Origin of the sequence: Streptomyces verrucosisporus (assembly GCF_017114865.1) — a bacterium.
In the GTDB taxonomy this organism is placed as follows: Bacteria; Actinomycetota; Actinomycetes; order Streptomycetales; family Streptomycetaceae; genus Streptomyces; species Streptomyces fenghuangensis.
This window is the reverse complement of sequence record NZ_JADEYH010000002.1, coordinates 158348-181651: the sequence shown is the minus strand read 5'-3', so window position 1 is coordinate 181651 and position 23304 is coordinate 158348. Positions and strand designations below refer to the sequence as shown.

Below are 23304 nucleotides of genomic sequence, written 5' to 3'. Positions count from 1 at the left end.
TCCGGCGATTATCTGCATTTGAGAGTCGTGAATCGTCCGGAAAGCTCTTCCATATTCTGAAACATCACGGATGAAGCGGCTAACCGTCCCCCTGTCAAGATCGATCTCATTGGGATCTGTCGAAACATCCTGGACGGAACCATCCAGATGTCGGGGTCGCCCTTCCGCTTCGAGTCCTCGTCCGTCTGCTTCGAGTCCTCGGCGGCGCGGATGTCGTCGGCGAGGTCGTGCAGGAACTGCTCGCTGTAGCCGCTGCCGTTCTGCATAAGGGTGACGATCGACTGGTAGCCCCGCGTCCTCTGGTCGCTGTTGGCTTGGCCGACGATCTCGGCGTCGTACTCCTTGAGGCCGGCTTCCTTGAGGTCCTTCATCCACTCGTCGTAGAACCTCCGGTCCTCTTCCCTCTCCCTGCCCTTGCCCTCGACCTTGGTGGCGGTGGCGATGACGTCGGCCAGGTGCCGGTCCATGTCCAGGTATTGCTTCTTCCGGCCGGTTTCCTCGAAGTACGCGCGGTCGGTCAGCTCGTTGTGCGTGCGGATGACACCGTCGGGGCCGCCCAGGGAGGTGATGAGGGTGCGGCTGAACTCCTGGTCGGACTTGTTCTCCCGCATCAGGAGGTCGAGTTCTTTCCGCTCTGCGTCGGAGAGCTTCTCGCCCCGCCTGATCTTGTCGTACAGCTCCTCGGCGCGTGCGGCGTTGGCCTCGCCCGCATCACTCCTGAGCGCCCCATTGAAGCCGTCCAGCAGGCCCTTGTTGCCGTCGGACGGGTCCGACATGAGCGCCATGCGGAAGTTCTCGTCGGCGTCCTGGACGTCCTTGACCGCGTCGAGGATCTTGTTCGTCCAGGATTCCTCCAGCTCCTGGCGGGCGAGCTGGTTGCTGCGGTAGATCTCCGCCCTGTCCTCGTCCATCCTGGCGAGGTCCGCGGTGCAGCGGCCTGAGTACGGGTTGACGGTCATGCACGCCTCGACGGCCTGGTCGCGCAGCTCGATGACCTTGTTGCGCTGTGAGTTGAGCGTCCTGTACGCCTCTTTCAGCAGCCCGCCGACGGCTTTGGCCTCGTCGCGCGCGCCGGCGTACTCCTCCAGCGTGACCTGGGCCCGGCTCTTGAACGTCGTGGCCGACTCGCCCCGCCAGTCGTCGGTCTCCACCGCGGCCTTGACGTGGTCGCGGTAGTTGTCGTGCAGTTCGCCGAACCGCCTGCCCATGTCCTCCCATGCGGTCGCCGCGTCGGAGAGGCTCGACAGGCCGGTGTTGATGATCGTCTCGTAGTCGACTGCCATGTCGGTTCCCCCTCTTCCGCTCAGAAGTCCGCTATCGGGCTCTTCGCCGCCGGGCGGCCCAGGCCCGGGCTCGGCGAGGAGCCGGCGCCGGGCGCGTAGTCGCTCAGGGCGCTGCGGTAGAGGGGGGGAGACGCCGTTGAAGGACGCCTTGGTGTCGGTCTCGTTGTTCCCGAAGAGGGTGTTGGCCTGCCGGAGTCCGGTGAGCTCGACGTCCAGGCGGCCCTGGAGCCGCTTGGAGTTCCTTTCCCACTTGTTCATCCGGTGGGAGAGCCCTCTGGCCACCTCCCAGCCGTTCAGCTTCCCCGTGGTGCAGGTGGTGGCGTTCGAGCCGCCGACGGCGTCCACGCTGTCGTCCTCGGCGATGACGCACGCCTTCTTGGTGTCCGGACCCAGATGCCGCTCGATGTAGCCGACGGCTTTCTTCTTCTGCGTCTCGGAGTGCGCCAGGTCGCCACCAGGCCCCTGGCCTCCCCCTCCCCCCGGATGTGCCAGCTCGTTCAGCCGTGTGCTCGTGGGCCGCTGGTCCTCGATGGACACGTGCTCCCCCGCTCCCTCGTCCTCGTCCGCCGTCGGAGTCCGCGCCCCGCCCGCTGTGCCGTTCCCCGTGCGTGTGCGGGAGCGCGGATCGGATCCATGTGATCACAGTGGGTTTCGCATCGGAGCATAGTGGGCGTCAACTGCGGTGATCCGCGAGACGATTGGACCTCCCCCGCCCGGAACGGATCGTTCCGGGCGGGGTGGTCAGGGGAGTCGCGGTGCGGAGCAGCCGTGGTGTTCGGCCGAGGCCTCGGCGAAGGCCTTCAGCGCCGCCCGCTCGTACGCCTGCTCCTCCCGCGTCGACTTCTCCCGTTTCCTGTCCAGGGGGTCGATGGTGAAGAGAGCGGTCTCGCCGGCGAACGGGGCCGGGCAGGTGGCGGTGGCCCACATGCCGCCGTCGTGCAGCGTCCCGCTGGGGTCGCGTCCGGGGATCGTCCTCTCGAAGCTGTACCGCTTCTCCCAGGCCGCGCGTGCACTCGTCGCGTACGGGCCGTAGAAGGCCCGCAGCGCGTAGAGCGGGGTGCCGCCGCTGTTGCCGACGGAGCACTTCTCCTGCGGGGCACCGCCCCGGTCGCTCTCCCAGGCCCGTGCGAAGGTTCGGCCCCGCGCCGGGATGCCTTGACACGTCCCGTCCGCCTCTTCGAGGGGCACGTCCTCGTCATCGGCCACGGGCAGCGGCACCGTGCTCAGCCGTTCGCCGAGTCGTGCCTCACAGCCCCACTGCTGGGCGGCATTGCGTGCCGTGGCCGTGGCCAGGCTCCCTATACGGGTCCGGTGGGCAGGGTCGTCGAAGTCGGCGTCTTCCACCGACACGTTGACTGTGACCAGCAGATCGCGGCGGTCTCCGGCGCAGTCCAGAAAAACGGCGGCGGTCCCGCGGTCCTCGTAGGTGGCGTCACGTGTTGGGAAGAAACCGGTCCAGCCGCCCGGCAGGGGCGCCGGTGCGTTCGCGTAGAGGGCCGGATAGGGGTCGTCCAGCCGCTCCCGCTCCCCGCCCTCCCCACCCCCTGGAACACGGGTGCCGTGAAGCGTCACTTCGACCGATGCCTGCTCGAAGCCGTAGGCCTTCCCGGGCCTCTTCCGGGCGACGAAGCAGCCGGCCTCCAGCGGTTCGTCCTTCCGGCCGAGGCCTTCCTCGTCACGTGCGGAGCTCGTTCTCCCGTTCAGCGGGCCGCCGCCGAGAATCGCCCGCGCCTCGCGTTCGGGAAGCACTCCGCCGCATGCGTCGCTCAGCAGTTCCTCGGAGGCCTGCCGCTCGCTTCTCTCCTCGTACCAGGAGAGCCCTGTCGGGAGCGTGAACACCATGACCGAGGAAGACCCCGGCGGCGATCACTCGTCGTCGATGGATCGCCATTCCTCCACCTCTCCGAGAACCTTGGTGTCACGGCAGTGCGCCCGCTCGGGCCAGCCGCCGGGGGCGCCGAGGTAACGGTCGAGTGCGGCTCGCGCCGTCCGCGACAGTTCCTCGCGCGCCACCCTGCTCGGTGCGGGTCCGTCCTCCTCGTGCCGCGTCACTTCTCCGTCCGGATCCAGGTGGTAGCCGAGTTCGGGCGTGACCGAGATCCGGTGGAAGGTCTGGCCGCCGTCGCACACCGACTCGGCCCACAGCGACAGAGAGGGCAGGGTGTGGTCGTCACTCGGCAGCAGTTCGGCCGTTCTTTTCGGGACAGCCGTCCAACCCGGTCCGGGCTCGTGGTACTCGTCGGCTTCGTGGTCGTTCAGGCCGGTCTCATCGCCCTGGTAGAAACTGCGCGCTCCGGCCCCGGAGACGCTGATCGCGTCCACGCCCTTGATCTCGTTCTCTTCCGGATGACCGTCGAAAGCGGCACGGCACTTCCCCCGGGCAGGGTCGAAGGAGGAACCGCCCGACACCCTCCACTTCCCCTTCGGGTAACCCATGGCGGCGGGGTTCAGCCAGGCGCAGGTGCCCTTGCCCCGAGGGACGTCTCCCCGCTCGTCCTCCGTCCCGGTCTCCTCGTCGCCGTCGCCGCCACCACCGTCGCCGCCATCGCGTTCGGAGGCCGGCGCCGGGCTCAGCTTGCCGAACGGGGTGGTGCCGCATGCCTGGTGCTCGCGCACCCGGTCGGCGGCGTGTACGGCCGACCGGACGACCAGGCGCAACTCCTCCTCGACGGGGCCGTCCGTGTATCCGTCGTCGTCCTCGTCGCGGACGCGCACGGGCAGTTCGACGGAGACCTTCACGTCCGTGCCCAGCCGAAAGCGTTCGAAGTCTCCTTTGGGACAGGCGACTCGCAGGACGACTCCCACCTGTGTCGTGTCGCCGTACATGTCATGGGCCGTGACGGCACCCCGGGAACCGTCCGGCAGCCGGTAGGGGAGAGGGAGCACGTCGCCGTCTTCGGCGGGGGGCAGTACGTCGCCGGGCCCCCACGGTTCCGCCCGCATGTGGACGCCGCCGTCACCGGCCCAGTCGAGTCGGCAGTCGATGAACGCGCGGCTCTCGTGGCCGGGTTCGAGGAGCGTGCCGTACTGCCCGTGCGTCACGGCCGAGTCGCGGGGCAGGAACGGGTCGAGGTGGGCGGCGGGCAGCAGGCCGGCGCACGCCTTCCGTACCTGCGCGCGGTTGGCCTTCAGGTGTTCGTCGTCCCGCATTGAGTAGGCGATCACCGCCGTCACGACGGCGAGGGCCGCCACCCCCAGAACAGTGGTACGCAGCCGAGCGCGTTTCCACAGACTCCCCATGATCCCCCTGCCGGTTCTCGCCCGACGCTAACAGAGGGGATGGAGGAGGCCGGGTTTTCCACAGCTCGCCGAACAGTGCTCGGCCCGGCCGGCCCGCTCGTGACGTCCGGACCCCGGGGCGCGGCCCCGACCGGAGGCAGAGTGGACTAGACCTTTCGCGGGTGACAGGTGAGACTGTCCCCGTGAATCCTCGGCATGACGAAACCGCGTATGTCGTCGCCCTCGACGTGGGCGGCACCGGGCTGAAGGGCGCCCTCGTCGGGCCCGGCCACACACTGCTGCACCAGGCTCGGCGGCCCACCGGGCGGGAGGACGGGCCGGACGCCGTGGTGGGGCACGTGCTCGCGTTCGCCGAAGGGCTGCGGAAGGCCGGGGTCGCGCGGTACGGCGCCGAGCCGGTGGCCGCGGGGGTCGCGGTGCCGGGGATCGTCGACGACGCGGCGGGTACGGCCGTCTACTCCACCAATCTCGGCTGGCGGGACGTGCCACTGCGCGACCTGCTGGCCGCCCGGCTGGGCGGGGTGCCCGTCGCCCTCGGGCACGACGTGCGCGCCGGCGGGCTCGCCGAGGGCCGGATCGGGGCGGGGGCGGGCGTGGACCGCTTCCTGTTCACGGCGCTGGGCACCGGCATCGCCGGGGCCGTCGGGATCGACGGCCGGGTGGAGCCGGGCGCGCACGGCGGCGCGGGCGAGATCGGCCACATCACCGTACGGCCCGGCGGGCCCGAGTGCGGCTGCGGGCGGCGCGGCTGCCTGGAGCTGTTCGCCTCCGCCGCCGCCGTGGGCCGGGCCTGGGCCGGGGCGTGCGGCGATCCGGAGGCTACGGCGGCCGACGCCGCCCGGGCCGTGGAGGCGGGCGACCCGCGGGCCGCCGCCGTCTGGCACGACGCGGTCGACGCCCTCGCCGAGGGCCTGGTCACCGCGATCACCCTGCTGGACCCGCGGGTGCTGATCGTCGGCGGCGGGCTGGCGGAGGCGGGCGAGACGCTTCTGGCGCCGCTGCGCGAGGCCGTACGCGCCAAGGTCACCTTCCAGCACGTCCCCACGATCGTTCCGGCGGCCCTCGGGGACGCCGCCGGGTGCCTGGGCGCGGGACTCCTCGCCCGGGACCTACTCTCCGCGGAGGTTGCGAGCCGATGACCGGTCCGAAGACGGCGCAGACGACGGGGCCGCGGACGGCGAAAGCACCGGCGGCGAAAGCACCGGCGGCGGGCGCCCGGACGGCCGGAGCGCGGCCGACCGGGCCCCGGCGCACCGTGCTGACGGGCGCCCGGGTGGTGCTGCCGGACGGCGTGGCCGAGGGCGGCAGGGTGACGGTGGAGGGCTCGCGCATCGCCGCCGACGCCCCCGGAGAGGCGGGCACACTCGACCTGGCCGGCCACTGGCTCGTGCCCGGTTTCGTCGACATGCACGTCCACGGCGGTGGCGGGGCGTCCTTCTCCGCGGGCTCGGCCGAGGAGGCGCTGCGGGCGATCGCCACCCACCGGGCGCACGGCACCACGACGATGGTCGCCTCCACCGTCACCGGCGCTCCGGACGAACTCGCCCGGCAGGCCGCCGTGCTGTCGGAGCTGGTGGAGCAGGGCGACCTGGCGGGCATCCACTTCGAGGGCCCCTTCATCGCCCGCGGCCGCTGCGGCGCCCACGACCCCGCCCTGCTGCGCGACCCCGACCCGGCCGACGTGCGCGCGCTGGTGGGGGCGGCGCGCGGCGCGGCGCGGATGGTCACGCTCGCGCCGGAGCTGCCCGGCGGCCTGGAGTCGGTGCGGCTGCTGGCCGACAGCGGGGTGATCGCGGCGGTCGGCCACACCGACGCCTCCTACGAGGCCGTGCTGGAGGCCGTCGGGGCGGGCGCGACGGTCGCCACGCACCTGTTCAACGCGATGCCCCCGCTGCTGCACCGCGCCCCCGGTCCGGTGGCGGCGCTGCTGGAGGACGAGCGGGTCACCGTCGAGCTGATCAACGACGGCGTCCATCTGCACCCCGCCGTCCTGGAGCTGGCCTTCGCCCGCGCCGGGGCCGGCCGGGTCGCCTTCGTCACCGACGCCATGGGTGCGGCCGGCATGGGCGACGGCCTCTACCCGCTCGGCCCGCTTCAGGTGCGCGTCACCGACGGCGTCGCCCGGCTGGTGGAGGGCGGCTCGATCGCGGGCTCCACGCTCACCCTGGACGAGGCGCTGCGGCGCGCGGTGACGGTGGACGGCCTGCGGATCGAGGACGCGGTACGGGCACTGGCGCTCAATCCGGCGCGGCTGCTGGGGGTCGCCGGTCGGGTGGGGTCGATCGAGCCCGGCAAGTACGCCGATCTGGTGGTGCTGGACGGCGGCTACCGGGTGGCCGGCGTCATGCGCCGGGGCGAGTGGGTGGTGCCCCCGCGCCTTCCGGACAGCCCGGAGCCCGCCGGGGTTGTACGCGGTGGCGCGACGGGCTGATTGCGTTACGGTCTCGTTCCCACATCGAGCGCGAGCGGGTGCCTCCGCCCTCTGGGCCGACCGCCCCGGCTTTGGCATGATCACTCGCACGGTCGGCGGCCCCGGGCCACCGTGCGTATGCCGAACGTTCACACTCGCCGGTGGGAGGCGGAGTACCGGATGATCCTGACCGTCACGCTCAACGCGGCCTTGGACATCACCTACCGCGTCCCCCGTCTGGAGCCTCGCGCCTCCCACCGGGTCCGGGAGGTCGCCGAGCGTCCGGGCGGCAAGGGCCTGAACGTGGCACGGGTCCTGGGCGCGCTGGGCCACGAGACGCTGGTGACCGGCTTCACCGGCGGCCCCAACGGCGAGCGGCTGCGGGCGCTGCTGTCGGAGGTGACGGAGGAGGGCCCGGTCGGGGACGCGTTCGTCGCCGTCGGCGGGGACACCCGCCGCACCGTCACGGTCGTGGACGAGGCATCGGGCGACGCCACCGTGCTCAACGAGCCCGGCCCGCAGATAGCCCCCGCCGAATGGGAGCGTTTCCTGGACGTCTACGGCGGTCTGCTGCACGACGCCACCGCCGTCGCCCTGTGCGGCAGTCTGCCGCCCGGGGTGCCCGTGGGGGCGTACGGGACGCTGGTGCGCGCCGCGCGCACCGCGGGCGTGCCCGTGCTGCTGGACACCAGCGGGGAGCCGCTGCTGCGCGGGCTGGCCGCCCGGCCGGACGTCGTCAAGCCCAACTCCCATGAGCTGGCAGGGATAACGGGCACTACCGAACCGCTGCGGGCCGCGCGGCTGGCACAGCGGCGCGGGGCGCACGCGGTGGTCGCCTCACTGGGCGAGGACGGGCTGCTCGGGCTCACCCCGGAGGGCGTCTGGCGTGTCGAGCCGCCCCGGCGGCTGGCGGGCAACCCGACGGGGGCGGGGGACTCGGTGGTGGCCGCCCTGCTGTCCGGACTGGTGGAGGGCCTGCCCTGGCCGGACCGGCTGGCCCGCGCCGCCGCCCTGTCGGCGGCGACCGTACGGGCCGAGGCGGCGGGTGAGTTCGACCGGGGGCTGTACGAGGAGTTGCTGCCCGGGGTGCGGATCGACCGGCAGATGGCGGGTGTCTGACGGGCCGTCCGGCACCCCGGCCGGACGGCGGTGAGGTGGCTGCGGGACGGCGGCGGCCGGCGGCCGGCGAAGAAGGCGGGCACGGAGGAGGGGCGGCATGCCACTGGTCGGCAGCGGAGAGCTCGTGGCGGACGCGCGCGCGTCCGGCCGCGGCGTCGCCGCGTTCAACGTCATCACCCTGGAGCACGCCGAGGCGATCGCCGCCGGCGCGGAGACCGCCGGCATGCCCGCCGTCCTCCAGATCTCCGAGAACGCCGTGCGCTTCCACGGCGGCCGGCTCGCCCCCGTCGCCGCCGCGGCGGCGGCCGTGGCCCGGGCGTCCAGTGCTCCGCTGGCGCTGCACCTGGACCATGTGGAGAGCTTCGAACTGCTGCGCGCCGCGCCGGAGGCCGGGTTCGGCTCGGTGATGTTCGACGCCTCGAAGCTGCCCTACGCCGGCAATGTGGCGGCCACGGCGAAGGCCGTGCGCTTCGGCCACGCGCACGGGATGTGGGTGGAGGCCGAGCTGGGCCGGATCGGCGGCAAGCCCGGCGACCGGGAGCCGGAGGAGGGGCGCGGGACGCTCGACGCGCACGCCCCCGGCGTACGGACCGATCCCGCCGAGGCCACGGCGTACACGGCGGCCACCGGGGTGGACGCCCTGGCCGTCGCGGTCGGCAGCTCCCATGCGATGACCGAGCGCACCGCCGTCCTCGACCACGCCCTCATCGGCGAGCTGCGCGAGGCCGTCCCCGTGCCGCTGGTGCTGCACGGCTCCTCAGGGGTACCGGACGAGGAGCTGCGGCGGGCGGTGGCGGCCGGCATGACGAAGATCAACATCGGCACGGCGCTGAACACCGCCTTCACCGGAGCCGTCCGCGCCTTCCTCGCCCAGGACGCGCGGGCCGTCGATCCCCGCCGGTACCTGCTGCCGGCACGGGAGGCGATGGCGCGGACGGTCGCGGCCTTCCTGAAGGCGGTCGGCGGCTGAAGCGCCCGCGCCGCGCCGCCGGCCCCTGTCACGAGGCCTGCCACGGCGGCGTCAGCCGCGGACGTGGCCTTCCTTGAGCCAGACCCGGTCGAGGGCGAACCCGCACTGGTTGCCCTCCTCGCAGGAGATCCTGACGGTGTTGGTGCCCTCGTTCAGGTTGACCCAGGCGAAGGTGCGCGTCCAGCCCTTCTCCCACTCACCCTCGCCCGCCTTGGCGAAGTTCTTCATGTTCAGCCCGCCCTTGTGGGGCTTGCCGTTGACGGCGAGCGCGGAGTTCGCGTCCTTGCCCGGCACCCCGTAGCCGACGAACAGCGTGTACTCGCCGTCATCGGGGACCTCGAAGGTCCAGGTGGCCGAGGCGCCGGGCTTGTCGAGACCGGTGACGTACGCGCCGCTCCTGGACTCGGCGCCCTGGACGGTCTTGTCCGTGGTGGCGCCGCCGCCGAGCTGGAGGCTGGCCGCGTCCTCGGAGGGGAGGCGGCCCGGCTTCTTCTCCTTGTTCTTGTCGGCGTCCTTGTCCTGCTCGTCCCCATCGCCCGCGCCGCCGTCGCCCTCGCCGGCCCCGGAGGTGGCGGCCTGGGTGCCGCCGGTCTGGTTGGCGTTCGCGTCGTCGTCGCCGCTGAAGAAGACCGCGGCGCCCACGCCGAGGACCACGGCGGCGACGACCGCCAGCGCGCCCACCAGCAGACCGTTGTGGTTGCGGCCCCGCCCCCGGCCGGCCGGACCTGCCGCGGCGGCCTCGCGCCGCGCGGCGGCACGGCCGCCGGGCACGGTCTCGGGGGCCGCGTAGTGCGCGCTGGGCTGGTGCGGCGGCGGCTGCTGGTGCTGCTGCGGGCCCTGCTGTCCGCCGTAGCGGCGCTCGCCCACGGCACGGACGTGGTTGTACGAGGTGCGAGGCACTCCCGGCTGCGACGCCGCGGCGCCTGTGTCACCGCCCGTACCGCCCTCGGAACGGTAGAGGTAGGCGAACGGGTCGTCGTTCTCCGGCGTGCCCGAGCCGTTGTTACCGGCGGTCATTCCGTGCGCTCCTCCATGACGGGTGCCTGCCCGGCGCAGCCTACCTCTTTCGGGTTAAAGAACGCGGCGTCCGTGACCCCTCGCACCGCGCCCCGCGACGCACCCGGCGCCGGGGTCCGCCCGGGCCTCATCCGACCCGGCGGTGGGCCTTGGAGCGCGACCGCTTCTCGACGTACATCCGCTGGTCGGCGGAGTGCAGGACCTCCTCGGCGGACATCCCGCACCCCGCCCAGCTGATGCCGAAGCTCGCCCCCACCCGCACCGCGCGCCCCTCCACGCGGATGGGCGGAATGATCGCGTTGCGCAGCCGTACGGCCAGGTCAGCGGCGTCGCCGCGGCACAGTCCGTCCGCCAGGACGACGAATTCGTCACCACCCAGCCGGGCGACGGTGTCATTGTCGCGAACACCACTCGAAAGGCGTCTGGCCACCTCGATCAGCACGGCGTCGCCGCAGTGGTGACCGAAGCGGTCGTTGATCGACTTGAAGCCGTCGAGGTCGCAGAAGAGAACGGCCAGGCCCTTCTCCGAGGGGGCGTCGCTCGCGGGCGGAACGGTGTGGACGTGGTGCTCGTAGCCGCCGACCGGTTCCGGGAGGACTCCCCCGAAGCCGTCGAGGCCGAACCCGTCGAGACCGGGAGCGCAGACGTCGAAGCCGTCGGGCCCGAACCCGCCGTCGAGGGCGCCGCCGATTCCCCCGGGGCCCATCTGCGCGGCGTCGGGCACCGGCGCGGGCTTGTCGCACAGCCGCGCGCTGAGCCGGGCCCGCAGCTCGGCGCTGTTGGGCAGGCCGGTGAGCGAGTCGTGGCTGGCGCGGTGGGCGAGCTGGAGCTCGTGGCGCTTGCGCTCCTCGATGTCCTCGACGTGGGTGAGCAGGAAGCGCGGGCCGTCGGTGGCGTCGGCCACTACCGAGTTGCGCAGGGAGACCCAGAGGAAGGAGCCGTCACGCCGTGCCAGCCGCAGCTCGGCCCGGCCGCCCTCCGCGGAGGTGCGCAGCAGGGTCGCCAGGTCCTCGGGGTGGACGAGGTCGGAGAAGCTGCAGCGCCGCAGCGCCGCGGCCGGGCGGCCCAGCAGCCGGCACAACGCGTCGTTGGTACGCACCAGCCGCCCGTGCTGGTCACCTCCCAGCTCGGTGACCGCCATACCGCTGGGCGCGTACTCGAACGCCTGCCGGAAGCTCTCCTCGCTCGACCTCAGCGCCTGCTGCTCGCGCTCCAGGCGGACCAGCGCGCGCTGCATGTTTGCGCGCAGCCGGGCGTTGCTGATCGCAATCCCCGCCTGGAAGGCGTACATCTGCAGCGCTTCGCGCCCCCACGCGCCCGGGCGCCGCCCGTTGCGCGGCTTGTCGACGGATATGACGCCGAGGAGCTCCCCGTCGGACGAGTGCATCGGCGCCATGAGGAGGTCCATCGGATGCCACTCGTCGGCGTACCGCGGGGCCGGCCCGGCGGTGTGCCACTGCGGCACGTCGTCGTCCATCAGGACCCACGCCTCGGTGTACGGGACGAAGCGCAGCTCGCCCCAGCGCTCGCCCAGCGCCAGCCGCCGCTCCCAGGCCGCCCGCGAACCCGTACGGCCCGCCATCATCGCCTCCGCGCCCTCGCTGCCCGCGACGGCCGCCACCACGAGGTCCCCGTCGGGCTTGACGAGGTTGACCGCGGCCAGCTCGAAGTCGAGGCCCTTCACGATGCCGTCGGCGACGGTCTGGAGGGTGTCCGCCAGGCTGCGGGCGGCGTTGAGGTCCGCCATGGACTGGTGGAGCCTGCGCAGGGTGGCGAGGCACACGTACGGCTCCGACTCGGCTTCCATCCGCCCTCCCCCTGAGACTCGAGTGGGTGACTCCAGACGATCCGGTTTTGGACTTTCCCCTGTCTTCAGGCCACTGAATCACAGCGAGCTGCCCAACCGGTACACAGGGTCAACAATTGACCCCCTGTGTGACTCATGTCACAACGCAGCATGGGCGCTCGGCTGCGCCCAGCGGGAGCGCCCCGACCCGCACCACACCCGTGCCGAACGCAAATTCCGGCCCTGACCTGCGGATCATTCAGCCGATGTACCTAGGTCCGGTCTGGTCCCGGGGGCCGATGCGGCCCCCAGGAGCGGCGTCTAGCGTGCGGGGTGTGCACCCGACACCACGACATCAGATGTCCCGGAACGCCCCTACTTCGCCCTCGCGCCACACCTTGGGCCTCCCGCATCCTGAGGGGGTGGGCGAGGAGGAGTTCCGCGCGGCCCTGGCACGGCTGGCCGCGGGCGTGGTACTGGTGACGGCGCACGACCCGGAGGACGGGCCGCGCGGCGAGGACGTGGGCATGACCGCGACCTCCTTCCTCTCCGTCTCCCTGGACCCGCCGCTGGTACTGGTCAGCGTGCGCGAGGGCTCCCGGATGGACGAACTGCTGGAACGGCAGCCGCTGTGGGCCGCCTCCCTGCTCGCGGAGGGCCAGCGCCACATCGCGGGCCGCTTCTCCATGCGCGGCCGGGTCAGCGACCGTCTGCTCTTCCAGGACATGCCCCGCACCCGCGGCGAGGCCTCCGGCTCCCCCCTGGTCGACGGCGCGCTGGCGACGGTGGAGTGCCACACCGAACAGCGGGTGGGCGCGGGCGACCACACACTCGTGATCGGCCGGGTGCTGGCCACCTCGCTGCCGTCCTCGGAGGGCAGGCCACTGACGTACTTCCGCGGGCGCTACCGCCACCTGTCATAGCGGCTGCCCCGGCCGGAAAACGCGCCCGTCGTCCACAGCCCCCGACGGGCCGGATCGCCTGCTGACTACACTGACGTGACACGACCTTGGCACAGCGTGGCGACTAATCGGGGGACGGGGGCACGGCGTGACGGGCGAGCGTGACTTCGGCGGTGGCAAGAGCCTGAACTACCAGGCCGAGACACTCACCGCCTTCAAGGGCCGCATCGACGAACTCCTGGGCGAGCTGGGGAAGTCCCCCGCCTCCCACAAACAGATCGGCGAACAGACCGTCACCCCGGACGCTTACGGCACGGGCTTCAGCGCGGCGGAGGATCTGTCAGCCCTCTATGAGAAGGTGCACACGCGTCTGGAAGACCTCTCCCGGCTGTTCGGCGAGCAGTTGGAGGCGCTGGGGATCGCCACCGAGATCGTGGACAAGGGCTACGGCAACGTCGAGGCGGAACGGCGACAGCGCTTCCAGGCCATCCAGACACAGGTGGACGAGCACCGGTCGGCAAGTCGGCAGGGGCAAGAGAGCCAGGACGTCCGTGCCAAGGACTCCGACGAGTCCGACGGCAAGGACTTCAGCTGAGGGCGAGGGCAGGAATGGCTACGGGAGAGTTCGAGAGCAAGTCCCTCGCCGCGCTCAACGCGATGGTCGCGAAGGCCGACCCCGGCCTGCTCACCTCGCGCGGCCAGGACCTCGGCAAGGCCGGCTCCGACATGGACGGCATCGGCAGCGAGCTGCGCACCTACATCGACCGCGTGGAGTGGGACGGCGAGGGCGGCGACGCCTTCCGCGAGTGGGGTCGTCAGTTCGCCCTGGAATCCATGCGGTTCGCCGCGTACGTCCGCACGCTCGGGCATCACATGGTCAACGCGGGCCAGGCCCTGACCGAGGCCAAGGCAGCCATCCCCGAGCCCGAGTTGATGTGCTACGCCGACCCGGAGAAGGAAAAGGCCCGCCTGGAGAGCGAGGAGAGCAAGCGCCAGGAGGCGATCAACCAGCTCAACCGGCTGTCGTCGTACTACAGGACGACCGGGCAGAGTCTCCGCGCCGCGGAGGAACCGGACTTCAAGCCGCTGCCGAACCGGTACGGGGAAGATCCAGGTACGTACGCGCCAGGTTCGGTTCCGGGTTCCGGCTCGCAGGAGGGCTCAGCCCACCGGGGACCGGGTGCCGCTTCGGGAGGCATGGCTAGTGCTAAAAGCAGTGAGGGTTTCCACTCCGCTCTCACGGCCGACCGGCCCGTTTCTACAGCTGACCGCCCCAACCCAGTGGCCGAGCAGCCCACGAGCATGACGATCGACTCCGTCGCCTCACCCCCTGCCTCTGAGTCGCGGTCGCAAACAGGCCCGAACCCCTCCCAGCCCTCCACAGGCCCTTCATCTCCAGCCACGCCTCCAGTGGCGCCCGGTGGACCGATCCACCGCACCGGCCGGCCGCTGCCCCACATCACCGCAACCGGGCAGCCACCGGGCAGCGGTGGAGGGAGTGGTGTACCACCGCGAAGTTCTGCCAGAGACGGCATCATGGGCGGTACCCCCCGCCAGGCGGGCAACCAAGCTGTGGGAGCGGGAAATCCACGCGGAGCCGTTGGCGGGGACCGCGCTCCGCTGGGACGGCCTGTGGGCGGTTTTCCGGGGACCGCAAGCGGCGGGTCTCCGGCAGGCAGAGGCGTGTATCCAGGACGACCTATGGCGCCGCAGCAGGGTGGCGCCACGGGAGGCTCGCGCATAGGCAGCGGTCGCGGCCGTACCGAGTTCACTCCCGGCGGCACCGGGCTCGTCCGGGGCAGCACAGCATCGGGTGTGGCAGGAACTGGGCGGCCGACCAACGCGAATTCCCCGTCGAGGGACCGGAGAGAGAGCCAGAACCGCCCCGACTACCTCACCGAAGACGAGGAGACCTGGACGGGGCAACGGGACGTTGTGCCGCCGGTCATCGATTGATTCCGAGGAAGTGTCCTGTCGCATGCAATCCCATGCTCTCCCCCCACAGAGGCGAGCACTGACTTTGGTCGGTCTGCTCACAGCCACGCTCATGTCCATGGGACTGCTCGCACCCCCTGCCCTAGCCGAGGTCAGGCCGTACCAGCAGTGGTACCTGGACGCCATGAACTCCTCAGGGTTGTGGAAAGTCAGTAAGGGCAAAGGCGTAACTGTCGCTGTCATCGATTCCGGCGTGAAGCCGACTCCAGGGTTGACCGGCAGGCTGCTGCCCGGAGAGAGCTTCACCTCCGAGGACCCTGACGCCCATGAGGACGTGGATGGCCACGGAACGGAGATGGCCGCACTGATCGCCGGCTCCGGGGTAGGGAACACCCTTCGGGGGCTGGCTCCCGAAGCAAAAATCCTCCCCTTGCGAACGCATGTCGAAGAGGGCTTCTTCAGCTCGCACGAGCCGATCATCGAAGCAATCCGATATGCGGCCCGGAGTGAAGCCAAGATCATCAACATCTCACAGGGTGTCTCCGGAGTGGATGACGAGACTTACACCGCCCTGCAGGGGGCAATCGATGAGGCCAACAAGCGCGGCAAGTTGGTCTTCGCTTCCGCCGGAAACCAGGGGCTCAAGACCAAGACGCACTATCCCGCATCGTTGCCGGGTGTCGTCGCCGTAGGCGCAGTAGATGAGACCGGCACAGTGGCCGACTTCTCCAACCACGGCCCCTACCTGACTCTCTCCGCCCCTGGCGTGCCCGGCGGCACGAGCCAGGCGTCCGCCATCGCGTCCGCGTCGGCTGCGCTCATCTGGGCCGAGCACCCCGACTGGACCAACCACCAGGTCCTTCGCGTGATGGTCGAGACCACAGGACGGTCGCAGCGGGGCGAGGAGCCCAGCATGTACCTCGGACACGGCATCGTCAGACCCGCGCAGGTCCTGGTCGACGGTGACGGCGACCCCGGGCCGGCGGATGTGAGCCCGATCTTCTCCAAGTACTACGCCTCCCTCGAAGCCTCCAAGTCCCCCTCACCCGAGGACGGCGAGGCCGACGGCAAGAACGAGGGACCGCCCACAGCCGAGCCCGGCGAAGAGCGGGAACAGGACGACGAGCAGGTCGCCGCGCAGAAGGAGAGCGGCGACAGCGGGCCGCCCTGGGCGGCCATCGGCATCGGGGCCGCGGTGCTCGTCGCCGTCGCCGCGGTCGTCACCGCCATAGCCTTCCGGCGACGGACACCGGCGCAGCCCCGGTACTGAGGAGCGAGGGGGTGGGCCGGCCCGGCCGGCCTACCCCCAGTCGCGGCCGGAGCGGCCGCGCTTGACGTCGGAGCGGTGCTTCTTGTTACGCAGCCGCCGCTCGTTGATCCCTCGCGGGACCTTGCCCTTCCTGCGCGGGCGAGGCGGCGGCGCGGTCGCCTCCGCCAGCACCGCGGCCATGCGTACGGCCGCGGTCTCGCGGTTGCGCCACTGGGAGCGGTGTTCGGCGGCCCGTACGACCAGGACTCCGTCCACCAGCCGGCCGGCCAACCGCTCCAGGGCCCGCTCCTTCCACACCTCGGGCAGCGCCTCGGTGCGCGCGAGGTCGAAGCGGAGCTCGACCCGGCTGTCGCTGGTGTTGACGTGCTGGCCGCCTGGCCCGGACGAGCGCGAGAAACGCCAGTTCAGCTCGGCCTCCGGCAGGGAGACCGAGCCACGGATGAGGTAGGGCCCGGACATGACTCCCATGATCCCGCCCTCCGGGCCCGCCGTCACGGCGTTTTCCCCGCCCTCCTGCTCCCCTCCCCGCCGCCGCCCGGGCGAGGAAGGTAAAGAAAGCAAAGAAACCTGGAACCCGCTCCCCCACCGTCGGCGTTGGAGAGGGTAGGAAATGGACCAGTAAGGGCCAGCACGGAAACACCACAGAAGGGCATCCCCATGGCTGTAAGCCTGTCCAAGGGCGGCAACGTCTCGCTCACCAAGGAGGCCCCCGGCCTGACCGCCGTGACGGTCGGCCTCGGCTGGGACGTCCGTACGACCACCGGCACCGACTTCGACCTCGACGCCAGCGCCATCGCGGTCAACGCGAACGGCCAGGTCTACTCGGACCAGCACTTCGTCTTCTTCAACAACAAGGCCACCCCGGACCAGGCGATCGTCCACACCGGTGACAACCGCACCGGCGAGGGCGAGGGTGACGACGAGCAGATCAACGTCAACCTCGCGGCGCTGCCCGCCGACATCGACAAGATCGTCTTCCCGGTCTCCATCTACGACGCCGAGAGCCGCAGCCAGAACTTCGGCCAGGTGCGCAACGCCTACATCCGCATCCTCAACCAGGCCGGCGGCACCGAGATCGCCCGCTACGACCTGAGCGAGGACGCCGCCACCGAGACCGCCATGGTCTTCGGCGAGCTCTACCGCCACGGCGCGGAGTGGAAGTTCCGCGCGGTCGGCCAGGGCTACGCCTCCGGCCTGGTCGGTATCGCCAAGGACTTCGGCGTCAACGTCTGATCGCCTGACGCCTCGCGAGGGCGCCCGGCACCGCGCATCGCGGCGCCGGGCGCCCTCCGTGCTTTCTCGGAGAGTTGCCCAAATATAAGCCTGAAGGCATAATCCAGGTGTGAGCTGGGAAATCCTCCTGGTGGAGGAGGTGGAGCTTTGGCTCCTGGAGTTAGCGGAGACGAACCCCGCCGAGGCCGATGACGTGGTTGCCGCGATCGACCTTCTCGAAGAGCACGGCCCGACCCTCGGCAGACCCTTCGTCGATCGCATCAAGGGCTCGGCCCATCACAACATGAAGGAGCTCCGCCCCCGCACCTCCGCCGGCGCCGAGTACCGCATCCTGTTCGTGTTCGACCCGGTTCAGCAGGCCGTCCTGCTCGTCGCGGGCGACAAGTCGGGGCAGTGGACTCAGTGGTACAAGGACAACCTCAAGGTCGCGGAGAAGCGCTACGCACGGCATCTGGAGAAGCTCGACGCCCGAAGAGCCGACGATTGACGTTCGGTGTACGGAGCGACACCACACCCCAAGGGAATGCCATGAAGAGTTGGAAGGACGTCCGACCCGGGGTCGTCACCGACGAGACCCGCGTCACCGAACGGCGCCGGGCCATGGCGTCGGAGGCCCGCGCCTATCGCCTCGCCCAGGTCCGGAAGGAGCGTGCGCTGCGCCAGGCCGACGTGGCGGCCGCGATGGGAGTGCGCCAGCCCCGGGTGTCGCAGATCGAGAACGGTGAGATCGACGCGACCGAGATCGCGACTCTCCGCTCGTACGTGGAGGCCCTGGGCGGGCGTCTGGAACTGGTCGCCGACTTCGGTGACACGCAGGTGCGTATCGCCTGACGACTCTGACGCCTTGCTAGGGCGCCCGCGCGTGACAGGGGCAGGAGCAGCGCAGCAGGGTCACGCCCTCGCAGGGCGGCTCGGCCACCTCGCCGTCCCGGCAGGCGCGGTGCTGCCCCAGGCGGCACGCCACCGACTGGTACTCCTCGCTCCTGAGGGGCAGGGGCGCGAACCGTCGTTCGCAGCGGCAGCAGGGCACCGTCGTCGAGCAGAAGCCCGGGGAGGCCGGCCCCGGCGACGGCCGGGAGTAGCCCCTGTCCCGCCCGGTGGGCGCACGCCCACCCCGCCGTGCCACCATCGCTTCCGTGCTCGACATCGGCTACTCCCTCTCCCGCCGCTTCCCCGATCCGCCGCAGACCGACTACCGCTCGGCGGACGTGCGGGCGCTGCGGCACGACCTGTTCTGCGGCGACGTCTATCTCGCGGACACCGAGGCGGACCGGGAGCTGTCCACCGCGCGCGGCACCGTGCCGGTGCTCGACTTCGCCTGGGCGCTGTGCGACATCGCCGAGCGCCTCGACCGCGACCCGCTCGGCAGCCGCGCCGCCAGGCCGCAGTACGCAGAGCTGGACTTCGTGGAGTCGGCCGACAACCTCCACTTCGAGCGCCGCTTCGGCTGGGTGGACGTCACCGCCGACTGGCTGCCCGCCGACGAGCCGCCGCTGACCGTCAACCACGGCGAACTGCGCCGCGAGGCCCGCGACTTCCTGCACGACCTGATCGCCGACCTCACCGACATCCACGAGGGGCTGGGCGACAACCCCGTGCTCTGGGATCTTCAGGCCCGCTTCCCCAGGGTGTGAATCCGCCGCTCCCCTCAGCTGCCCCGCCCCAGCGGCCTTGACCTCAAGTCCGCTTGAGGCCGGAGAGTGGTCACCGCCGCTCCGGCGCCCGCCGGGCCGGCGGTGACCGCCCACCAGCCACGGGGAGAGCCCATGCACGCCGTACGTCTGCACGCCTTCGGCACCGCCGAGAACCTCCGTTACGAGCGGGTCCCGGACCCCGAGCCCGGCCCCGGCCAGGTGCGGATCGCCGTCGCGGCGGCCGGGGTGCACCTGGTGGACACCGCCCTGCGCGAGGGGCTGCGGCTCGGCCCGACCCCCACGCCCGCCGAGCTGCCGACCATCCCCGGGCGGGAGGTCGCCGGCACCGTGGACGCGCTGGGCGAGGGTGTCGACCCGGCGTGGCTGGGCCGCCGCGTCGCCGCCCACCTGGGCATGGCGCCCGGCGGGTACGCCGAACTGGCCGTCACCGGCGTCGAGCGGCTGCACCCGCTGCCCGGCGGCCTGAGCGAGGACCACGCCGTCGCCCTGGTCGGCACCGGCCGCACCGCCATGGGCGTCCTCCGCTTCGCCGACCTCTCCCCCGCCGACACGGTGCTGGTCCTGGCCGCGGCCGGGGGCATCGGCTCGCTTGTCGTCCAGTACGCCCGGCACAGGGGCGCCACCGTCGTCGGCGCGGCGGGCGGGCCGGAGAAGGTGCGGGCGGTGGAGGGCATGGGCGCGGACCTGGCCGTGGACTACACCCGGGGCGACTGGGCCGAGCGGATCCGGGGGAAGTTCGGGGACCGGCCCGTCACGTACCTCTTCGAGGGCGTCGGCGGCGGTCTCGGCCGCAGGGCCACCACTCTCCTCGCCCCCGGCGGCTCCCACCTCTCCTACGGTTACGCCTCGGCCGGTTTCTCACCCGAGGGGCAGGCCGTGCTGAGCGAGGAGGAGCAGCGGGAGCTGGGGGTCACCTCGCGCTCGGTGCTGGGCAGACCGATGTTCGACCGCATCGGCGGGATGGAGAACATCCGGGTGCTGGAGGAGGAGGCCATGGCGCTGGCCGCCGCGGGCGTCCTCGTCCCGCCCGTCCATCACTTCCCGCTGGCCCACGCCGCCCGCGCCCACCGCGCGCTGGAGACCCGCGCCACCCTGGGCAAGGTCGTCCTCGTCCCCTGACCCCGGCGGTCGAGCCGGGTCGGAGGCGGAGCTATCGCCTGGAACGCTCCAGCACACAGACCAGCGCTATCAGGGTGCCGATGGCCCCGACCCCCAGGGCGGCGACCCCCTTGAGGACCTCCGCGTCTTCCGCGAGCGTTCTTACTCCTCCCGCGAGGCCACCCACCGCGAGGGAGATTCCGAGAACGAACGCACGCATCCCGCTGGGCTTGAGGAAGGCGGTCAACGTCCTCTTCACAACGGGAGGAGCGGCCTTCCCGCCGCGCACGGAAGGGGGGTTGTCCCCGGCGTGTGCCATTCTCGGCCAGCCCTTCGGTGTATGGATCCAGGTACGGGGGTGTGACTGTGCTTCCTTTGCCCCCTCCGGTCAATCCCGGGGGTGTACACCTGGCTGACCGGGGCCCTGACCGCGGAAGCGGTGAAGTCCTCGCACCGGATCGCCGCGGCATGCCGGCGAGGGGCAGGGGGCATGCCTGTTCCCCTGACTGCGTTCCGGCGCCTTCACCGGCGGACCTCGCAGGACGAGCCTTCGAGAAGTGCCGGGATCGAGCAGGAGTACGCGGCGGCGCGGCTGAGGTTCGAACCGGGCGGGACGGCGCGCGGCCGCCGTCTGGAGCTCGGGCTGTCGCAGGGCGGGGTGGGGCGCAGGGCCCGGGTGACGCAGTCGGCGGTCGCCCGGTTAGAGGCGGGGGGCACGGTTCCCACGCTGCCCGTGCCGGCCCGGCTCGCCGAGGCGCTGTAGCTGGACCTGCGCGTGGACCTCACTCCGCACGCCGAGAGCGCGTAGGCGGCGGCCCCGCCCAGCCGCAGGAGACCTCGGAAAGTCCCGGGGCCCGCCCGGGCCGCTCGGTGCGGCGCGGGCGGGCCCTGGTCCCGTGGGGGGGCTGTGGGGTTCGTCAGCGCAGATAGACGTTGGGCCGGGGCGGGGTGCTCATGCCCTGGCCGAGGAAGAAGCCCGGGTGCGGCGGCTGGTTGTAGGCGGTGTTCTGCCAGGCCAGCGCCACCCGGTACTGCGCGTCGTGGACGAGGGTGTGCAGCTTCAGGTCGGTCGGGACGGTGGTGGCGTAGATGCGCAGCGCCGAGTTGTCGCCGTGCCGCCAGATCACCTCCTCGCGCCAGTCGCCGAACAGGTCGCCGGAGAGGACGGGCGTGGACTTCGTGCCGTTGCTGGAGGCCACGCCGCTACCGGTCAGCAGGCGGGTGTCGCCGCCGGTGCCGTACTTGTCGATCCGGGTGCCGTCAAGGAGTTCGCGGACCGGGTCGCCGTCCCACCAGGCGAGGAAGTTGGCCGAGGACGGGTTGCGGCCGACGTTGCCGCCGGAGGCGTCGCGCAGCCGGTCCATGTTCGGCCCCGAGCCCCAGAACTCGGCTCCCGCGCTGCCCGCGTGTATGTCGCCGGCCACGCCGCGCCCCGGGCCCTCGCTGCCGCTGGTGGGTGTGCGGTGGATGACCTGGCCGGTGCGGGCGTCGTGCAGGTCGGAGCCGGGCTGGTTGCCGGATTCGTGGATGGTGAAGACCTCCAGGCCGGGCCGGGAGGGCACGAAGTCGCCCACGTGCAGGGCGTCGCCGTGGCCGAAGCCGGTGGCGTACATCAGGGTGCCGTTGTCGTCGACGGTGGCCGAGCCGTAGACGATCTCCTGGCGGCCGTCGGAGTCCACGTCGGCGACGGACAGCTGGTGGTTGCCCTGGCCGTGGGCCGCGCCGTTGCCGGAGTTGTTCGAGTCGAACAGCCAGCGCCGGGTGAGCTGCCCGTTCCGGAAGTCCCAGGCGGCGATGGTGGCGCGGGTGTAGTAGCCGCGGGCCATGATCAGGGAGGGCCGGGTGCCGTCGAGGTAGGCGGTGCCTGCCAGGAAGCGGTCGACGCGGTTGCCGTAGGAGTCGCCCCAGGAGGAGACGTTGCCGCGGCCTGGCTCGTAGTTCACTGTGTCCAGCGCGGCGCCGGTGAGGCCGTCGAACATCGTCAGGTACTCGGGGCCGGACAGGATGTAGCCGCTGGAGTTGCGGTGGTCGGCGCCTGCGTTCCCGATGACGGTGCCGCGTCCGTCGCGGGTGGCGTCGGCGGTCTTCATGGCGACCTCGGCCCGGCCGTCGCCGTCGTAGTCGTAGACCTGGAACTGGGTGTAGTGCGCACCGGCGCGGATGTTGCGGCCCAGGTCGATGTGCCACAGCCGCCGGCCGTCCAGGCGGTAGGCGTCGATGTAGACGTTGCCGGTGGTGCCGGACTGGGAGTTGTCCTTGGCGTTGTCCGGGTCCCACTTGACGACCAGTTCGTACTGCCCGTCACCGTCGAGGTCGCCGGGGGAGGCCTCGACGGGGGTGTAGGTGGAGCCGGGCCGGGAGAGCGGCACGTCGAGGTGGTTGCCGCCGGTGAAGCGCAGCGAGGGGGCGGAGGCGGCCTGTTCGGCGCCGTTCACCACCGCGCGCACGGTGTAGGAGACGTCGGCGGGAGCGCCGGCGTCCAGGCGGTTGGTGGAGCCGGTGATGGGCGACGAGTTCACCTTCGTCCCGCCCCGGTAGAGGTTGAAGGCCGTGTCGCGGCTCTCGGTGCCCAGCAGCCGCCACGAGACGAGGTTGCCCGATCCCGAACGGACCGAGACCAGGCCCCGGTCGACGTCCTCCATCTGCTTGGCATCCCCGGGCGGGGGCTCACTCCCGCCGCCGTCGTCGCCGTCCACCTCCACCAGGCGCCACTGCTGGTTGTGGCCGCCGGTGTCGGTGTACTGGGAGATCCGCGCGCCGTCGGCGGTGGACCACTCCCACACGTCCAGGGCCTTGCCGCTGTGGCGGTTGATCAGCCGGACGTGGCCGCCGTCGGAGTCGGCGACGCGGAACTGCTGGTTGTAGCCGTTCTTGTCCTCCCACTGGACGACGTTCGCGCCGTCGGCGGTGGAACGGGCCTCCACGTCCAGCACCTTGCCGCTGTGGCGGGCGGCGATCCGGTACCAGCCGTCGCCGGAGGGGACGAAGCGGAACTGCTGGTTGGTGCCCGTCCCAGGCGTCCACTGCACCACGGAGGCGCCGTTGTCGGTGGAGCGCTCGAAGACGTCGATCGCCTTGCCGCTGTGGCGGGAGACGAGCTGGTAGTAGGCGGAGGTGTCGATCTCGGCGGCACCGGCCTCCTGCGCGGGCAGGGCGACGAGCGAGACGGCGGCCAGCAGCGCGGCGGACGCTGCTGCGTGCAGCCCTCTCAGGCGGGAGCGGGGTCCCGAGCGGGGTCTCGGGGTTGTGCTGTGGGCAGGCATGGCGGCTCCTTTTCGGGGGGTGGCGCACCCATGGGCGGGGGAAGAGCCTTTGTGAATCGATTCATCAACGCGCCGGACGGAGAGGTGCACGTCGGGGCGCCGACGGAAGGTGCGGTGCGGAAT

23 protein-coding genes are annotated in these 23304 nt (G+C 71.7%); 14 read left to right on the top strand and 9 right to left on the bottom strand.

The window, feature by feature from the left end:
* Positions 1-8: 8 nt before the first annotated feature.
* From IQ279_RS03775 to IQ279_RS03765, 3 genes are all read right to left on the bottom strand, one after another.
* Complete coding sequence (locus IQ279_RS03775) at positions 9-1820, bottom strand: hypothetical protein (RefSeq protein WP_206346847.1); 1812 nt, start codon at positions 1818-1820, stop codon at positions 9-11.
* Between the two features lie 204 nt (positions 1821-2024).
* Positions 2025-3125 carry a hypothetical protein gene (locus tag IQ279_RS03770; protein WP_206346846.1) on the bottom strand — a complete coding sequence of 367 codons (1101 nt, stop codon included), beginning with the start codon at positions 3123-3125 and terminating at the stop codon, positions 2025-2027.
* 24 nt (positions 3126-3149) lie between these two features.
* On the bottom strand, positions 3150-4475 hold the full coding sequence (locus IQ279_RS03765) for a hypothetical protein (RefSeq protein ID WP_206346845.1): 1326 nt from the start codon (positions 4473-4475) through the stop codon (positions 3150-3152).
* A gap of 230 nt (positions 4476-4705) precedes the next feature.
* On the opposite strand from IQ279_RS03765, the gene IQ279_RS03760 reads away from it, so the two are divergent.
* The 4 genes from IQ279_RS03760 (at position 4706) to IQ279_RS03745 (ending at position 9022) form a co-directional block, all read left to right on the top strand.
* Positions 4706-5662, top strand: a complete 957-nt coding sequence (locus tag IQ279_RS03760; RefSeq protein ID WP_206346844.1) for an ROK family protein — start codon at positions 4706-4708, stop codon at positions 5660-5662.
* The gene (gene nagA / locus IQ279_RS03755; RefSeq protein ID WP_206346843.1) at positions 5659-6954 is read left to right on the top strand and encodes an N-acetylglucosamine-6-phosphate deacetylase; all 1296 of its coding nucleotides are present in this window, start codon (positions 5659-5661) and stop codon (positions 6952-6954) included. The genes IQ279_RS03760 and nagA overlap by 4 nt, the downstream gene beginning before the upstream one ends.
* 159 nt (positions 6955-7113) lie before the next feature.
* Positions 7114-8052, top strand: a complete 939-nt coding sequence (locus IQ279_RS03750) for a 1-phosphofructokinase family hexose kinase (protein ID WP_206346842.1) — start codon at positions 7114-7116, stop codon at positions 8050-8052.
* Between the two features lie 97 nt (positions 8053-8149).
* Positions 8150-9022 carry a class II fructose-bisphosphate aldolase gene (locus tag IQ279_RS03745; RefSeq protein ID WP_206346841.1) on the top strand — a complete coding sequence of 291 codons (873 nt, stop codon included), beginning with the start codon at positions 8150-8152 and terminating at the stop codon, positions 9020-9022.
* A gap of 51 nt (positions 9023-9073) precedes the next feature.
* On the opposite strand, the gene IQ279_RS03740 is transcribed toward IQ279_RS03745, so the two are convergent.
* Positions 9074-10039, bottom strand: coding sequence for a carbohydrate-binding protein (locus tag IQ279_RS03740; RefSeq protein WP_206346840.1), 966 nt, complete (start codon positions 10037-10039; stop codon positions 9074-9076).
* A 127-nt stretch (positions 10040-10166) separates the two neighbouring features.
* Entirely contained in the window at positions 10167-11846 is a 1680-nt protein-coding gene (gene cdgB / locus IQ279_RS03735) for a diguanylate cyclase CdgB (protein ID WP_206346839.1), read from the bottom strand.
* A 338-nt stretch (positions 11847-12184) separates the two neighbouring features.
* Here cdgB and IQ279_RS03730 point away from each other — a divergent pair, with 338 nt between their 5' ends.
* The 4 genes from IQ279_RS03730 to IQ279_RS03715 all read left to right on the top strand — a co-directional run bounded on the left by IQ279_RS03730 (position 12185) and on the right by IQ279_RS03715 (position 15932).
* Complete coding sequence (locus tag IQ279_RS03730) at positions 12185-12748, top strand: flavin reductase family protein (RefSeq protein WP_206346838.1); 564 nt, start codon at positions 12185-12187, stop codon at positions 12746-12748.
* Positions 12749-12875: 127 nt separating this feature from the next.
* Positions 12876-13322 carry a DUF2563 family protein gene (locus IQ279_RS03725; RefSeq protein ID WP_206346837.1) on the top strand — a complete coding sequence of 149 codons (447 nt, stop codon included), beginning with the start codon at positions 12876-12878 and terminating at the stop codon, positions 13320-13322.
* Between the two features lie 14 nt (positions 13323-13336).
* Positions 13337-14683, top strand: a complete 1347-nt coding sequence (locus IQ279_RS03720; protein ID WP_206346836.1) for a WXG100 family type VII secretion target — start codon at positions 13337-13339, stop codon at positions 14681-14683.
* Between the two features lie 97 nt (positions 14684-14780).
* The gene (locus IQ279_RS03715; protein ID WP_206346835.1) at positions 14781-15932 is read left to right on the top strand and encodes a S8 family serine peptidase; all 1152 of its coding nucleotides are present in this window, start codon (positions 14781-14783) and stop codon (positions 15930-15932) included.
* Positions 15933-15962: 30 nt separating this feature from the next.
* Here the strand turns inward: IQ279_RS03715 and arfB are convergent, their stop codons facing one another.
* Positions 15963-16400: an alternative ribosome rescue aminoacyl-tRNA hydrolase ArfB gene (gene arfB / locus IQ279_RS03710; RefSeq protein ID WP_206347172.1), complete on the bottom strand. Its 438-nt coding sequence runs from the start codon at positions 16398-16400 to the stop codon at positions 15963-15965.
* A 189-nt stretch (positions 16401-16589) separates the two neighbouring features.
* On the opposite strand from arfB, the gene IQ279_RS03705 reads away from it, so the two are divergent.
* The 3 genes from IQ279_RS03705 to IQ279_RS03695 all read left to right on the top strand — a co-directional run bounded on the left by IQ279_RS03705 (position 16590) and on the right by IQ279_RS03695 (position 17996).
* Positions 16590-17165: a TerD family protein gene (locus IQ279_RS03705; RefSeq protein ID WP_101256700.1), complete on the top strand. Its 576-nt coding sequence runs from the start codon at positions 16590-16592 to the stop codon at positions 17163-17165.
* A 109-nt stretch (positions 17166-17274) separates the two neighbouring features.
* A complete protein-coding gene (locus IQ279_RS03700) occupies positions 17275-17652 on the top strand; it encodes a type II toxin-antitoxin system RelE/ParE family toxin (RefSeq protein ID WP_206346834.1) in 378 nt (125 codons plus the stop codon).
* Between the two features lie 41 nt (positions 17653-17693).
* Positions 17694-17996, top strand: coding sequence for an XRE family transcriptional regulator (locus IQ279_RS03695; protein WP_101256698.1), 303 nt, complete (start codon positions 17694-17696; stop codon positions 17994-17996).
* A gap of 16 nt (positions 17997-18012) precedes the next feature.
* Here IQ279_RS03695 and IQ279_RS03690 read toward each other — a convergent pair whose 3' ends face one another.
* The gene (locus IQ279_RS03690) at positions 18013-18312 is read right to left on the bottom strand and encodes a hypothetical protein (RefSeq protein WP_206346833.1); all 300 of its coding nucleotides are present in this window, start codon (positions 18310-18312) and stop codon (positions 18013-18015) included.
* Here IQ279_RS03690 and IQ279_RS03685 point away from each other — a divergent pair.
* Positions 18302-18799: a hypothetical protein gene (locus IQ279_RS03685; protein ID WP_206346832.1), complete on the top strand. Its 498-nt coding sequence runs from the start codon at positions 18302-18304 to the stop codon at positions 18797-18799. The genes IQ279_RS03690 and IQ279_RS03685 overlap by 11 nt on opposite strands.
* Before the next feature lie 132 nt (positions 18800-18931).
* Positions 18932-19939, top strand: coding sequence for a zinc-binding dehydrogenase (locus tag IQ279_RS03680; protein ID WP_206346831.1), 1008 nt, complete (start codon positions 18932-18934; stop codon positions 19937-19939).
* Positions 19940-19970: 31 nt separating this feature from the next.
* Here IQ279_RS03680 and IQ279_RS03675 read toward each other — a convergent pair whose 3' ends face one another.
* Positions 19971-20177, bottom strand: a complete 207-nt coding sequence (locus tag IQ279_RS03675; RefSeq protein WP_206346830.1) for a hypothetical protein — start codon at positions 20175-20177, stop codon at positions 19971-19973.
* A gap of 231 nt (positions 20178-20408) precedes the next feature.
* Between IQ279_RS03675 and IQ279_RS03670 the strand changes: the two genes are divergently transcribed.
* Complete coding sequence (locus IQ279_RS03670; RefSeq protein ID WP_206346829.1) at positions 20409-20681, top strand: helix-turn-helix domain-containing protein; 273 nt, start codon at positions 20409-20411, stop codon at positions 20679-20681.
* 154 nt (positions 20682-20835) lie between these two features.
* On the opposite strand, the gene IQ279_RS03665 is transcribed toward IQ279_RS03670, so the two are convergent.
* On the bottom strand, positions 20836-23181 hold the full coding sequence (locus IQ279_RS03665) for a rhamnogalacturonan lyase family protein (RefSeq protein ID WP_277402487.1): 2346 nt from the start codon (positions 23179-23181) through the stop codon (positions 20836-20838).
* Between the last annotated feature and the right edge of the window lie 123 nt (positions 23182-23304).

Coding starts and splice junctions, on each gene's coding strand:
- IQ279_RS03705 (WP_101256700.1), top strand. CDS start 16,590: ATGGCTGTAAGCCTGTCCAAGGGCGGCAACGTCTCGCTCACCAAGGAG.
- IQ279_RS03730 (WP_206346838.1), top strand. CDS start 12,185: ATGTCCCGGAACGCCCCTACTTCGCCCTCGCGCCACACCTTGGGCCTC.
- IQ279_RS03745 (WP_206346841.1), top strand. CDS start 8,150: ATGCCACTGGTCGGCAGCGGAGAGCTCGTGGCGGACGCGCGCGCGTCC.
- arfB (WP_206347172.1), bottom strand. CDS start 16,400: ATGGGAGTCATGTCCGGGCCCTACCTCATCCGTGGCTCGGTCTCCCTG.
- nagA (WP_206346843.1), top strand. CDS start 5,659: ATGACCGGTCCGAAGACGGCGCAGACGACGGGGCCGCGGACGGCGAAA.
- IQ279_RS03690 (WP_206346833.1), bottom strand. CDS start 18,312: ATGTCGAGCACGGAAGCGATGGTGGCACGGCGGGGTGGGCGTGCGCCC.
- IQ279_RS03720 (WP_206346836.1), top strand. CDS start 13,337: ATGGCTACGGGAGAGTTCGAGAGCAAGTCCCTCGCCGCGCTCAACGCG.
- IQ279_RS03715 (WP_206346835.1), top strand. CDS start 14,781: ATGGGACTGCTCGCACCCCCTGCCCTAGCCGAGGTCAGGCCGTACCAG.
- IQ279_RS03680 (WP_206346831.1), top strand. CDS start 18,932: ATGCACGCCGTACGTCTGCACGCCTTCGGCACCGCCGAGAACCTCCGT.
- cdgB (WP_206346839.1), bottom strand. CDS start 11,846: ATGGAAGCCGAGTCGGAGCCGTACGTGTGCCTCGCCACCCTGCGCAGG.
- IQ279_RS03695 (WP_101256698.1), top strand. CDS start 17,694: ATGAAGAGTTGGAAGGACGTCCGACCCGGGGTCGTCACCGACGAGACC.
- IQ279_RS03770 (WP_206346846.1), bottom strand. CDS start 3,125: ATGGTGTTCACGCTCCCGACAGGGCTCTCCTGGTACGAGGAGAGAAGC.
- IQ279_RS03740 (WP_206346840.1), bottom strand. CDS start 10,039: ATGACCGCCGGTAACAACGGCTCGGGCACGCCGGAGAACGACGACCCG.
- IQ279_RS03665 (WP_277402487.1), bottom strand. CDS start 23,181: ATGCCTGCCCACAGCACAACCCCGAGACCCCGCTCGGGACCCCGCTCC.
- IQ279_RS03750 (WP_206346842.1), top strand. CDS start 7,114: ATGATCCTGACCGTCACGCTCAACGCGGCCTTGGACATCACCTACCGC.
- IQ279_RS03670 (WP_206346829.1), top strand. CDS start 20,409: ATGCCTGTTCCCCTGACTGCGTTCCGGCGCCTTCACCGGCGGACCTCG.